The following is a 12,697-nucleotide window of genomic DNA, read 5'->3' on the forward strand; positions in this document are numbered from 1 at the left end:
CTCAATATATAATACTTATAACCATTCATATGATCGACAATAAGCGGTCATTTCTTTATTAATATATTGCAGCCAGCTATGATGCGATGCGGATTGAATCATGATAAGGATGCGTTGCTCATCAGGCATGGGATAAGGATTTTCATCGGGATTAACATGGACGGTATTCGGCTGCGATAATATGGGACGGCATGTCATGGTTATTAAAAGAATTAATGGTATCCGGCAAAAATAATAAAAAAGGTTATTGATTTTTTTTTAAATAAATCAAAACATGAGGCAAATGTCCAATGTGGGAAAAATTCGGAGATGGTCATGGATAAAGATCTAAAGGTATCATACCGCCAGAAGAATGTTACAATCTGCCCCGTGTGCTCCTTTGAATTCCACCGCGAAGAACTCTTTACGGGCGGTGGAAGATTGATAGCGGGCAAGTTGACCGATGAGCTGAGAAGAAATTATGAGGCCAGCAAGAAATTCGGCACAATTCATCCCCTCATATATGTGCCGACGGTATGCCCGAGCTGTCTCTATACGGCTTTCCCGAAAGACTTTGAGAGTCTGGAGGAATCCGAAATTGATAAAATGCGCGAGCTCACAACTGCCCGCAAAAATGTCATAAAAAAATTTTTCGGCAATCTTGATTTCAACGGCGATCGCGACCTGAACACGGGGGCGGCATCGTATATGCTTGCGGTGGACAGTTACGGATACCGCAATAAAAAAGTCGCTCCCACGTTCAAAATGGCCCAGGCGTCGATTCGGGCCGCGTGGCTCTTCACGGACCTGGCGAAGGAGAATCCCGAGACTCCATACGGTAAAATTGCGACCTTTTTTTATAAGAAGGCCTACCAGACCTATGTAAAGGTGCTTGATCTGATGCAGACCGGCGGGGAGCCGATCGAGGCCGTCGGCAACATGGGGCCCGACACGGACAAGAACTGGGGATATGAGGGTGTACTGTATCTGACTGCCATATTGACCGTCAAAATCGGATCAAAAGAATCCGATCCTGCTAAAAGGATGGAAAACCTGGAGAAATGCAAGCGGTATCTCAGCAGATTGTTCGGGTCAGGCAAAACTTCAAAATCAAGGCCATCGGAGCTGCTCGATAAAACAAAAGATTGCTATGACAAAATCAACGAGATGATCGAAGAATGGAACAAGGAACATGCGCCCAAGACAGAAGAATAGCTCTCGAGGTGCAGTATGACGGGACCCGGTTCAACGGCTGGCAGATCCAGAATGGCGGCACGACGGTGCAGGGGGAGCTTGAAAAGGCGATCGAAGTTTTAACACGGCACCAATCGAGGACCATTGCCTCGGGAAGGACCGATTCCGGTGTCCACGCCCTGGGGCAGATCGTTCATTTTGATATACACAGCGCCACTACCCTCCAGCGGATCTGCATCGGCCTCAACGGAATTCTACCCCGGGATATATCAATTATAAATGCCTATGAGGTCGATGGCGGGTTTCACGCGCGTTTTGACGCGGTGGAGAGAACGTACCGGTATTGCATTTACAACCATCCGTCGCGGTCGCCCTTCATGATGTACCGGGCCATGTGGGTCCATGAACGGCTGGACGTCGAATATATCGACCGTGTCATGCGGCTGCTGATAGGTGAAAAGGATTTTTCATCGTTCTGCAAAAAGCGGGAATCAAAAAAAATCAACACCGTAAGAAGGATCATGGATGTTTCGGTGCGGAAGGTCGGCGATCTGATTGAGATCGAGATATCCGGCAACGCGTTTCTCCATAACATGATCAGGATCATCGTGGGTACTGTTGTGGAAATGAACAGGAAAAAGACCGATCCGGACGCGCTGGTTGATATTATAGCGAAACGGGACCGCGATTGCAGCGGCGTCACCGCCCCCCCCTACGGCCTGTATCTGGTCAAGGTTCGATACGAACCGAGCCTTGACACGGTCAGGTCGGCATTTTGATTGCCCCAGGATCACGGAACGCGGCGTCATATTTATTTTATTGACATAAATGTGATGGAATAATCTATTTACACTAATCTTCTGTAACAATATTGATATGCATATTTCAAATAGATAATACATTTTATATGAAACTATTTTCCCTCTATTGTGCAATTATCGGCCTGGCTCTTCTGCTCGTCACGGCGAATGCCTTTGCCTACAAGGAACGGAAAGATTATTTTTCGAAGCCTCAGATCGGAGCATGGTTCGGGCCCGTTACTCCTCTCGATGACCTGGGCAAGCGCGTTGAAACCAATTTGGGCGGCGGGGCGTTCATCAGGTTTACCTTCCCGTGGCAGTATCTTAAATTCGGCATTGACTCGTCATACCAGCAGTTCAAATCCAAGGGCGTGAACGAGCTTCAATTTGTGCCGCTCTACGGAAATCTCTTGTTCCAGATCCCCGTTGAGTTTCCCGTCAGGTTCCAGTTCAAGGGCGGCATCGGCGGGGCATGGCTGTCCATAAAGCCCGACAACAAGAACGGTTGGGACCCGATATTCATGGCCGGTTTCGAGGTTTCGTTTCCAGCAGGAAGGATCGTCAATATCGGTCTCCGCATTGATTATATTTACATATATGAAGGATACCTCAAGGGATCAAAAGCCGGCGGTCACATCATTAATACCGGAATTCAACTCTATTTCAATATATGATCCTGGCGTGACGGATAATGAAACGTTATAAATACTTTTATAGGCATCTTATGAGATCGCTGAAACAATGCGCGGCTGCGGCGGGCGTCCTTCTGGTGACAGTTGCCGCGGGCTGCAATACTGATCCACTCCTGACGGAGATAAAGACGAAAAAGCTTCTTGTCGTCCTCAAGGGCACCTACGAGACCAACAGCCCGCAACCGTGGAACATGCCTACGCTGTGCGCGAACTATGATTCCACGGGCAAATGCACCCAGTATACGCCTGAGTATCTCTCCCTGATGCAGGACGATTCTGTATATGAATGCGCTGCCACGGAAGACAAGCTACCCACGTCGTTCATGGTCGATATCGCTGAAATCAGGCTGTGGGATACCCGCGGTAAATCGTATAAATATGCCAATTATCGCCAAACATTCGCTTCCGGACTGAATGATATTGATCCGCTCTTCAACGGTATCGGCTATCCGTTGAATAATGACGATATTCCGTCAAAGCTGTATCCCTATGCTCTTCTGTATATCCGTAAAATGCTCACGGATGGAGCCCAGACGTACGTGGCACGGGCGAACGGATGGGCATCCTCCCCGACATGGGATGTCTATCGTGAAGCTGAATTCCCCATTTACAATTTTAACGGGTTACAGATACATTCCTTTTATGATACGATACGCCTTGAAAGCACCTCTATCAATCGGGTGTATCCGCTGGTGGTGCCCATCAATGACATGCTGACCGGCGGCGTCGGCATGGTGTATAATGGCAAGTTTTCCACGACCGTGCTGGAGATACGCATTCTCGTGAAGAATTACATCAAGAAATACGAGCAGAGAACGTCTCTTCTCACCGATTACGGAGTGACCCATTTCTACGCTCTCTCCGATTGGGTCAATGACGTGGAAAGAGGGGATACGGTCATAGGGGGGAATCTCCACGCCACGGCTCGCACCTATATTCCGGAGCTTGTCGGCAGGATAAGCGGTACCGTTCCGGCCGCCGCGGCCACCCCGGGAGTCCATGTGATCGCGATTCCGGCCGCGTCGGATATTCGATCCTATACCCTCAACAGGGACCCGTACTATTATTCAACAACCACGAGCGGCACCCTGCGCAGCAACAATCCGTGCAATCTGCCGAGAGCGCCCACGCAGTACACCGGCACCAGTATATATCAGGCCCTTGATTTTTTCCTGGAGACCGAATATTATAAGTACTCCTGGAACCAGAAGATCCCGGGCCCCTCGAATGTCTGTTCAAGCTATTCGCTGTACACCGCTCAATGGGACAAGTTTGCCGGCCTGGCCAACAGTTTCACCCTGCCCCAGCTGGCGGTGTATGTGCCGACCCAGGACGCCGGCGGCAATGCCACGAGCAGGCAGTTTGTGATCGAGAATGTCATGCCCGGCACGTATAAGGTGTATTATGCGAACAGAGCCCCGGTCTATGGGACGCTCTATTATTATTACTATACCGACAAGGCAAGCGACGCATACGTGTGCGAGTTCAATCTCCTCGGCACGGTGACCGTCAGCATGGGATCCACGACCGCCGTCCCCTGATGCTCTTCCGGTTCCGCGAAAATAAAAAAAAGCCCCAATCAGATTAATTTAATTGACCACACCAGGCATCTTCTTTAATTAGGATTAACACGTGTCCTGTGCGCGGTGTCGTCGGCGGTGTCAGCCGCCGTGCAATGAATTGTTGGGGAACCACTATGTCAGATCTGAAAATTATCGTTCAAAAGTATGGCGGGACCAGCGTCGGCACGCCGGAAAGGATCAAAGCGGTAGCCGAGCGGATCAAGAGCTACATGGACAAGGGCTTTTCGGTCGTTGTGGTCGTGTCGGCAATGGGTAAAACCACGGATGAACTCATCACCCTTTCAAAGAGCATCACCCTGAAGCCGAGCGAGAGGGAAATGGACATGCTTCTGTCAACGGGTGAGCAGGTATCGATAGCTCTTCTCGCCATGGCCCTCCATGAAATCGGGATAGACGCCATATCATATACCGGCTCGCAGATCAAGGTTCTCACCGACGGTAATTTCAGCAAGGCCAAGATCGAGAGCATATCGACAGAACGGATAATCAAGTCCCTCAAGGAAAAAAAGGCGGTCATCGTCGCCGGATTCCAGGGCATCGACAGCGATGAGAACATCACCACGCTCGGCAGGGGAGGATCGGATACGTCTGCGGCCGCGCTGGCCGCAGTCCTGGGCACCAGGGACTGCGAGATCTATACCGATGTCGACGGCGTGTACACCGCCGATCCGAGGATCATAGCGCAGCCGGTCAAGCTGAAAGAGATCAGTTACGATGAGATGCTGGAGCTGGCCCGACTCGGAGCGGCCGTTCTGCACTCGCGGTCGGTCGAGTTTTCGAAAAAGTATAACATCCGGTTGCACGTTCGGTCAAGTTTTAACTACGAAGAGGGCACGGTCGTAATGCCCAAGGAGGAGATGATGGAGAAGTATGTTATCAGCGGTGTGACCGCAAAACGCGATGAAGCCAAGATTACCATTCGAGATATACCGGACCGTCCGGGCATAGCGGCGCGGCTGTTCAGCATCATGGGCGAAAACAAGGTTTATGTAAACATGATCGTGCAGTCGACCGGAAAGGACAACAAGGCGTCCATATCGTTCACCGTACTGAAAAACGATATGGATAAGGCCCTGAAGCTGTCGGAAGTACTGAAAAAGGAGCTCGGCGCCAGTTCCATAGAGTCGAAGCAGGATATCGCCATCGTTTCAGCCGTGGGCGTCGGGATGCTATCGTCCTACGGCGTGGCAGGAAAAATCTTCCAGATGCTCTCGGACCAGAATATCAACATCGAAATGATATCCACGTCGGAGATAGGCATCTCCTGCGTCATCGACGATATTTACGCCGAGCTAGCCCAGAAGGTTATCCATAAGGCCTTTATCGAAACGGAGCAGAAATAATGCTCACCGTGGGAGTCCTTTTCGGGGGGCGGTCGGGCGAACATGACGTCTCCCTCTGCTCGGCCGCGTCAGTGGTCGCGGCCATGGACCCCCGGAAGTACAAGGTGGTGGCCATCGGCATCGACCGGGACGGCCGGTGGTACGTGCAGGAACGCCCCGCCATTGTCGACGACAAGGATTTCGGCCGCATCCTGAAGCTGGAAAAAAAGGGTACCTGGTTCGTCAATCACTTCGAAGATAAGAACAAGCTGGTCCTGCATAATGCCGATGACAACACCACGGTGTCCGTTGACGTCGTCTTTCCCGCGGTCCACGGCACCTACTGCGAGGACGGCACGCTCCAGGGGCTCCTGGAGCTGGCCATGGTCCCCTACGTGGGGGCCGATTCTGTAGGCTCCTCGGTCGGGATAGACAAGGACATCACCAAGCGTCTGTTGCGCGACATCAGGATTCCAGTGGTGCCGTGGAAAACCATCTTCCGGGAGGAGTGGGAGCGCGATTCGGCGGCCGTTATGCGGTCCATCAGGGAAGACATCCCGCTGCCTCTCTTCGTGAAGCCGGCGCGGACCGGTTCGTCGGTGGGTGTGAAGAAAGTGAAATCCGATGCCGACCTGGCCGACGCCATAACCTTCGCTTTCCAGTACGACACCAGGCTTCTCATCGAAAAGGGGATCAATGCCCGGGAGATAGAATGCGCCGTACTGGGCAACAATGATCCGCAGTCCTCCGTACTCGGCGAGGTTAAGACCCGCCACGAGTTTTATTCCTACGAGTCCAAGTATATCGATCCGGAGGGCGCAGAGCTGGTGATCCCGGCGGTCCTCGATGAAGAGACCGCCTCCTCAATCCGCAAGTCCGCCGTCGAAGGATACCGGGTCCTCTGCTGCGGGGGCATGGCCCGCGTGGACTTCTTTCTGGACAAAGATACCGGCGCGTATTATCTTAACGAGATCAACACGCTTCCCGGGTTCACCAGCATAAGCATGTACCCCAAGCTGTGGGCTAACACCGGCATTGACTATTCCTTACTCATCGATCGGCTGATCGATCTCGCACTCGAACGTCACCGCGCCAGGATGAGCATCCGGACGGAACGATGACCGTGGACGCCATTCTCTTCGACATGGACGGCGTCGTCGTCGATTCCATGCGCGTTCACGCCGACGCGTGGAAGAGCGTCCTCTCCGAATATGGCCTCGAATGCGACGACATCGACATTTTCCGGCGGGAGGGGATGTCGGGCCGCCAGTCGGTCGAGGATATTTTCATTGAAAAGCAGCGTCCCTTTCCCGGAGAGGAAGAATTCGCGGAGCTTCTCGCAAAAAAGCACCATTTCTTCGAGCAGCACCGAATAACCCTCTTCCCCATTGTCGAGGAAATACTGGCATGGGCGGCAAGCAGGGGCATGGGCCTGGCCCTGGTGACCGGTTCACTGATGCGGTCTGTCCGGCACCTGCTGCCCACTGATACGCTTTCGCGGTTCGGCGCAGTCATAACCGCCGAGGATGTTATAAAGGGAAAGCCGGACCCGGAGCCTTACCTCAAGGCCCTTGACCGCCTCGGTGTCAGTGCGGAGCGCTCGCTGATCATAGAGAACGCCCCGATGGGCATCCGCTCGGCACGGTCCGCCGGCGTGGCGTGTTACGCCATTACAACAACGCTTCCGGCAAGTTTTCTCTCCGAGGCCGATAAAATATTCGGTAATCACGACGATCTCTTCAAGTATTTGAAATCGACGATCCGGTAACAGCTCTGTCGAGAACACGAATCATTCCATCCTGATTTTTTAATTGACAGTGCCACTTTTATCCCATTGTTTTGATTAAAAGTCGGAATGCGGCGGTACCATGAGTACCCATTAATCGGGCCCTTCGCTGACCGGTCATCTCCACCTTCAGGGGACTCTATGGCAACAAATAGTTCAGAAAAGCGGAACGCGAAACGGGCCGAGCGCCGGATCAAACGCGGTGAAAAAAGGGCAGCCAGGGGAAAGGGCACCGGAAAGACACGCAGGGCCATCGGCGATTTCATAGTTAAAAAGCGTTCCATTGTTCCCAACATGATCACTATGTCGAATATGACCATGGGTTTTTTCGCCATCATTCTGGCCGGGAGGGGCGACGCGAAGTCCCTGGCTGTGGCCGGCATTATGGTGTTCCTGGGTACCCTCTTTGACGCAGTGGACGGCGCAGTCGCCAGGGCCATGCACGTTGAAAGCTCCGTGGGGGTGCAGCTGGATTCACTGGCTGACGGCATCGCCTACGGCATCGCTCCCGCCGTCATTGCATACCAGGCCTACCTTTCGAAGCTCCCATCGGGCGCCTCCATGATCGATTTCGGCATGTTCATCGCCCTGATCTATCCCATATGCGCCATATACCGCCTCGCGCGGTTCAATATCGGGGCCGAGGAGGATGACCACACTCGTTTCAACGGGCTTCCGTCGCCGGCCGCGGGCATCGTCATTGCGATGATCCCGGTCGTTGAAATCCCGGATTTCCTGTCTGTCATGAAAATAACGCTTACACTGCCATGGCAGGCTTTTATCGCGATCTACGTGGTTATCAGCCTGCTTATGGTGTCGTGGGTCGATTACAGCAAGGTCTTTCCCGACATTTACCGTATCGGAGGAAAACCCTTCCTTGTGCTGGCCATTATCATTTCGATTCTCGCCATCGGTCTCATGAGTGCATGGGCGATTTTCGGCTTTATGTGCTTCTATACGGTGGTCGGCATTGTTCTGTACGTGATTAAACTGGTGAAGGGCGGCGGGTCCAAGGTATCGGTGTAATTAATAGAGGTGGTTACCATGAGCAGTGATTCCATAGTCATTATCGGCGCGTCAGCCGCCGGCATTTCCGCGGCCCGCGAGATCCGCGGCATCAATAATGATATTCAAGTGGATATATTCTCAGAGGAGACGCATTTCCCCTATTACAGGCCCTATTTAACAGAGTATATCGGGGATGAGGCCATTGAAAAGAGGAGCAATTTCTACTTGAATCCTGAAAGCTGGTATGCGGAAAAGAAGGTGTCACTCCATCGCGGGGAAAGAATCGCCGCCGTTGATGCCGGGGCCGGAACGGTGGAGACGGAATCGGGAAAGAAGCATCCCTTCGGCAGACTTATCCTGGCCAACGGGAGCTCGCCTTTTGTGCCGGACCCTGAGGCCATCAAAAAGAAAAACGTGTATACGGTAAGGACAATCAGTGATGCGCGGAACGTTCACGCGCGGGCGCTGCAGAAGGGCCCGGCCATAATCCTCGGCGGCGGGCTCCTGGGGCTTGAGGCCGCCTATTCGCTCTCAAAGATGGGCCTGCAGGTCGCGGTTGTCGAAAGGAACGACCGTATACTGCCTCGCCAGCTCGATTCGGAGTGTTCCGCCATACTGGAAGGGATCATATCGAAAACAGGCGTCAGGCTTATCACCGGCAAAGCGGTTGAATCGATCACCGGCGGTGATCTCGCCGAGAGCGTAATCCTTGCCGGCGGGGAGGAGCTTCCGGCGGGCCTGGTGATATTCTCCATAGGCGTCAGGCCCAATGTGGACCTCGCCAAAACCGGCGGCGCACAGGTGAACCGGGCTGTTGTGGTGAACGAGCGCATGGAGACGTCCGTGCCGGGGATCTACGCCTGCGGCGATGTGGCCGAGTTCAACGGGAAAAACATCGCCCTCTGGATGCCGGCATTGAAGCAGGGAAAGGTCGCCGGCTCCAACGCGGCCGGGAAGGAGGCCGTTTTTATAGACGAGGTATACCCGGCCATACTCAATTCCTTCGGGACCAGGATATACTCGGTCGGCGATTTCTGCGTCGACAGGAAGGAAGGCGAGTTCAGGGTACACGAGGCCAGGGACGAGGAACGGGGGAATTTTAAGAAAATGTTCTTCGTCAATGACAGGATCGTCGGCCTGATTCTGATAGGCGATATTTCCGAGTCTCAGAAGCTGACCGCCGCCATCAAGAATGGAACGGCCTACGGGGCCCTGGTGAATTGAGCAGGTGAAGCCATGAATGAGTTTTCCCATTATTCCAAGGACGGGACGCCGGTGATGGTCGATATTTCGGATAAGAAGATCACCATGCGCACCGCCAGGGCCGCGGGGTTTGTCCGGCTCCGGAGAGATACCCTCGACCTTATCGAAAAGCGCCTTCTCCCCAAGGGGGACCTCTTCCAGATCGCCAAAATAGCCGGCATCATGGCAGCCAAGAGAAATGCCGAGCTGATTCCCATGTGCCATCCCCTGGCCCTATCCTATATAGACGTTGTAATTGAACTGGATTATGAGGGCTGCGGTGTCCGGATACGATCCGAGATACGCCTGGAAGGCAAGACCGGCGCCGAAATGGAAGCCCTCACCGCAGTTACCATTGCTGCGCTGACCGTCTATGATATGTGCAAGGCCGTTGATAAATCCATGGTCATCGAGGATATTAAGCTGATTGAAAAAACCGGCGGAAAATCAGATTTCTTAATCAATGACGGTAAATAGATACTTTCGGCCCCATTTTCATCATTATTACCAATTACAATCATTTTATAAGACATAATCCTCACAAATAGTAAATATTTATATAAAACTTCTTATTTTTAATTCATTTGATTTGATTGCTAAAATTAGCTGAATTTTCAATTTATTTTAAAATAAATTTTAATAATTGACAAATACAGGCTGTAATTACATTTGATTATCTGTGAAAATTTATATATTAATAAATTGTTAGCACTCGATTTAATGAGTGCTAACAAATGAACAAAATTATTGTAATTAATATATTAATTATCATATTAATATTTTTTTAATCTGAATACTTCTATACTCCTCCTGGATAGATAAAGGGAGGTGTTATAGATTTTTCAGGTTTCAATAATATGTTCAAAATTGGGAACCTTAAAAATTTATTTTTCAAGGCTACCTGAAAATCAACTTCTAATATGCAGATTTTTTCTTCTGATTTAATTAAGAAGAAAAAAATAATCACTTATGTTTTTAAGGAGGACGGAAGTGGCATTAAAACCTATAGGCGATCGTGTCGTTATCGAATTAATCGAGCAGGAAGCTGAAAAAGTCGGCTCCATCTTTGTTCCTGATACGGCAAAAGAAAAACCCCAGCAGGGTAAAATAATTGCCGTCGGCCAGGGGAGGCGTGACGGTAAGGATCTCATCCCAATGACGGTGAAAGTCGGTGATACGGTTCTGTTCAGCAAGTATGGCGGAATGGAAGTAAAGCACGACGGAAAAGATTATTTGATCCTGTCGGAAAGCGATGTTCTGGCAGTGGTTGATTAGCCGTCATAGCGTGGAATAATCACAACAAATCATAAAAGAGAGGATTTGAAAATGGCTAAAATTTTACAGTACAGCGAAGAAGCAAGACGGTCCGTACTGGAAGGCGTTAAGAAGCTTGCCGACGCCGTCCAGGTGACCCTGGGGCCGAGAGGAAGGAATGTCGTTATCGACAAGAAATTTGGAGCGCCGACGGTAACCAAGGACGGCGTCACCGTTGCCAAGGAAATCGAGCTGGAAGATCCCTTTGAGAACATGGGCGCCCAGATGGTAAAGGAAGTTGCGACCAAGACCAACGACGTGGCCGGCGACGGCACTACCACAGCCACGATCCTGGCCGCGGCCATATACAAGGAAAGCTTGAAAAACGTCACGGCCGGCGCGAACCCGATGGACCTGAAGCGCGGCATCGACAAGGCCGTTGAGGCCGCCGTCGCCCACATCGCATCGGTGTCCCGCGAGATCGTCGATAAGAAAGAGATAGCCCAGGTGGCATCGATTTCCGCGAACAATGACGAAGAGATCGGCAACCTCATAGCTGACGCCATGGACAAGGTCGGCCGCGACGGCGTCATCACCGTCGAGGAAGCGAAATCGATCGAGACGCACCTGGAAGTGGTCGAGGGTATGCAGTTTGACCGCGGCTATCTTTCTCCCTACATGGCGACCAATCCCGAGACCATGGAATCAGTGGTCGACGACGCCTACATCCTCATCCATGACAAGAAGATATCGACCATGAAGGACCTTCTCCCCATTCTCGAGAAGGTCGCCCAGGCCGGAAGGCCGCTCCTCATTATAGCGGAAGAGGTCGAGGGCGAGGCCCTGGCCACTATCGTGGTCAACACCCTCCGGAAGACCATATCCTGCGTGGCCGTCAAGGCCCCCGGCTTCGGCGACAGGCGCAAGGCCATGCTCGAGGACATCGCGATCCTCACCGGCGGACAGGTGATCTCCGAGGAGCTCGGCATGAAGCTCGAGAACGCCACCATGCAGATGCTGGGACGCGCCAAGAAGGTCATCGTGGACAAGGAAAACACCACGATCATCGAAGGCGCCGGTTCCCAGAAGGACGTTAAGGGCCGCATCACCCAGATACAGAAGCAGATCGAGGATTCAACCTCCGATTATGATATCGAGAAGCTCCAGGAGCGGAAGGCGAAGCTGGCCGGCGGCGTCGCCGTCATCAATGTCGGTGCAGCCACCGAGATAGAGCTGAAGGAAAAGAAAGCCCGCGTCGAGGACGCCCTCGAGGCGACCCGCGCGGCGGTGGAAGAAGGAATCGTGGCGGGCGGCGGAAAGACTCTTATCAACTCGCAGAAAGCCGTCAAGGCCGTTGCGGACAAGCTCGGCGGCGATGAAAAAATTGGCGCGAACATCATCGCCAAGGCCATCGAGGACCCGATGAGGATGATCGCGTGCAACGCGGGCCTGGAAGGCTCCGTCATCGTCGAGAAGGCGAAAGGCGAGAAAGAGAATATTAGCTTTGACGCTAACAAGCTCGAGTGGGTGGACATGATCAAGGCCGGGATTATCGATCCGGCGAAGGTCGTCAGGTCGGCCCTGCAGAACGCCGCCTCCGTGGCCGGCATGCTCTGCACCACCGAGGTTCTCATTACCGATAAAGCGGAAGAGAAGGCGCCGATGATGCCTCCGGGAGGCGGTATGGGCGGCATGGGCGGGATGTACTAATATCTTCCCAGCAGAGAAATTCGCATCTCCCAATGGCCGGGTCATTCTACCTGGCCATTGTATTTTATAACGCGGCGGCAGCGCCGCGTTTTGTCTCATGAGACAGGCGTTTCAGCGGTGACAAAAA

General features: G+C 52.4%; 12 protein-coding genes. All 12 read left to right on the top strand.

From position 1 onward, the window contains the following. The first annotated feature begins 315 nt into the window (after positions 1 to 315). Positions 316 to 1,194 carry a DUF2225 domain-containing protein gene (locus KA369_18860; protein ID MBP7738045.1) on the top strand — a complete coding sequence of 293 codons (879 nt, stop codon included), beginning with the start codon at positions 316 to 318 and terminating at the stop codon, positions 1,192 to 1,194. After that, positions 1,158 to 1,952 carry a tRNA pseudouridine(38-40) synthase TruA gene (truA, locus tag KA369_18865; GenBank protein MBP7738046.1) on the top strand — a complete coding sequence of 265 codons (795 nt, stop codon included), beginning with the start codon at positions 1,158 to 1,160 and terminating at the stop codon, positions 1,950 to 1,952. Before KA369_18860 ends, truA begins: the two co-directional genes overlap by 37 nt. A gap of 128 nt (positions 1,953 to 2,080) precedes the next feature. Continuing rightward, positions 2,081 to 2,647, top strand: a complete 567-nt coding sequence (locus KA369_18870; GenBank protein MBP7738047.1) for a hypothetical protein — start codon at positions 2,081 to 2,083, stop codon at positions 2,645 to 2,647. Positions 2,648 to 2,697: 50 nt separating this feature from the next. Further along, a complete protein-coding gene (locus KA369_18875) occupies positions 2,698 to 4,206 on the top strand; it encodes a hypothetical protein (GenBank protein MBP7738048.1) in 1,509 nt (502 codons plus the stop codon). A 155-nt stretch (positions 4,207 to 4,361) separates the two neighbouring features. After that, entirely contained in the window at positions 4,362 to 5,591 is a 1,230-nt protein-coding gene (locus KA369_18880; protein ID MBP7738049.1) for an aspartate kinase, read from the top strand. Beyond that, positions 5,591 to 6,691, top strand: a complete 1,101-nt coding sequence (locus KA369_18885) for a D-alanine--D-alanine ligase (GenBank protein MBP7738050.1) — start codon at positions 5,591 to 5,593, stop codon at positions 6,689 to 6,691. Before KA369_18880 ends, KA369_18885 begins: the two co-directional genes overlap by 1 nt. Next, positions 6,688 to 7,338: an HAD family phosphatase gene (locus KA369_18890; protein ID MBP7738051.1), complete on the top strand. Its 651-nt coding sequence runs from the start codon at positions 6,688 to 6,690 to the stop codon at positions 7,336 to 7,338. Before KA369_18885 ends, KA369_18890 begins: the two co-directional genes overlap by 4 nt. A 159-nt stretch (positions 7,339 to 7,497) precedes the next feature. Then, positions 7,498 to 8,382 (top strand): CDP-alcohol phosphatidyltransferase family protein, encoded by an 885-nt coding sequence (locus tag KA369_18895; protein ID MBP7738052.1) that lies wholly within the window; start codon positions 7,498 to 7,500, stop codon positions 8,380 to 8,382. Positions 8,383 to 8,400: 18 nt separating this feature from the next. Further along, complete coding sequence (locus KA369_18900) at positions 8,401 to 9,588, top strand: NAD(P)/FAD-dependent oxidoreductase (GenBank protein MBP7738053.1); 1,188 nt, start codon at positions 8,401 to 8,403, stop codon at positions 9,586 to 9,588. A 12-nt stretch (positions 9,589 to 9,600) separates the two neighbouring features. Then, positions 9,601 to 10,083, top strand: coding sequence for a cyclic pyranopterin monophosphate synthase MoaC (gene moaC / locus KA369_18905; protein ID MBP7738054.1), 483 nt, complete (start codon positions 9,601 to 9,603; stop codon positions 10,081 to 10,083). A 492-nt stretch (positions 10,084 to 10,575) separates the two neighbouring features. Then, the gene (gene groES / locus KA369_18910) at positions 10,576 to 10,881 is read left to right on the top strand and encodes a co-chaperone GroES (GenBank protein ID MBP7738055.1); all 306 of its coding nucleotides are present in this window, start codon (positions 10,576 to 10,578) and stop codon (positions 10,879 to 10,881) included. A 51-nt stretch (positions 10,882 to 10,932) separates the two neighbouring features. Then, entirely contained in the window at positions 10,933 to 12,570 is a 1,638-nt protein-coding gene (gene groL / locus KA369_18915) for a chaperonin GroEL (GenBank protein ID MBP7738056.1), read from the top strand. Positions 12,571 to 12,697 lie beyond the last annotated feature (127 nt).

The organism is Spirochaetota bacterium (assembly GCA_017999915.1).
Taxonomy (GTDB): Bacteria; Spirochaetota; UBA4802; order UBA4802; family UBA5550; genus RBG-16-49-21.

What these genes read in the sequence shown, in the direction of transcription:
- KA369_18860 (MBP7738045.1), top strand. Translation starts at nt 316, where the DNA reads ATGGATAAAGATCTAAAGGTATCATACCGCCAGAAGAATGTTACAATC.
- truA (MBP7738046.1), top strand. Translation starts at nt 1,158, where the DNA reads ATGGAACAAGGAACATGCGCCCAAGACAGAAGAATAGCTCTCGAGGTG.
- KA369_18870 (MBP7738047.1), top strand. Translation starts at nt 2,081, where the DNA reads ATGAAACTATTTTCCCTCTATTGTGCAATTATCGGCCTGGCTCTTCTG.
- KA369_18875 (MBP7738048.1), top strand. Translation starts at nt 2,698, where the DNA reads ATGAGATCGCTGAAACAATGCGCGGCTGCGGCGGGCGTCCTTCTGGTG.
- KA369_18880 (MBP7738049.1), top strand. Translation starts at nt 4,362, where the DNA reads ATGTCAGATCTGAAAATTATCGTTCAAAAGTATGGCGGGACCAGCGTC.
- KA369_18885 (MBP7738050.1), top strand. Translation starts at nt 5,591, where the DNA reads ATGCTCACCGTGGGAGTCCTTTTCGGGGGGCGGTCGGGCGAACATGAC.
- KA369_18890 (MBP7738051.1), top strand. Translation starts at nt 6,688, where the DNA reads ATGACCGTGGACGCCATTCTCTTCGACATGGACGGCGTCGTCGTCGAT.
- KA369_18895 (MBP7738052.1), top strand. Translation starts at nt 7,498, where the DNA reads ATGGCAACAAATAGTTCAGAAAAGCGGAACGCGAAACGGGCCGAGCGC.
- KA369_18900 (MBP7738053.1), top strand. Translation starts at nt 8,401, where the DNA reads ATGAGCAGTGATTCCATAGTCATTATCGGCGCGTCAGCCGCCGGCATT.
- moaC (MBP7738054.1), top strand. Translation starts at nt 9,601, where the DNA reads ATGAATGAGTTTTCCCATTATTCCAAGGACGGGACGCCGGTGATGGTC.
- groES (MBP7738055.1), top strand. Translation starts at nt 10,576, where the DNA reads ATGTTTTTAAGGAGGACGGAAGTGGCATTAAAACCTATAGGCGATCGT.
- groL (MBP7738056.1), top strand. Translation starts at nt 10,933, where the DNA reads ATGGCTAAAATTTTACAGTACAGCGAAGAAGCAAGACGGTCCGTACTG.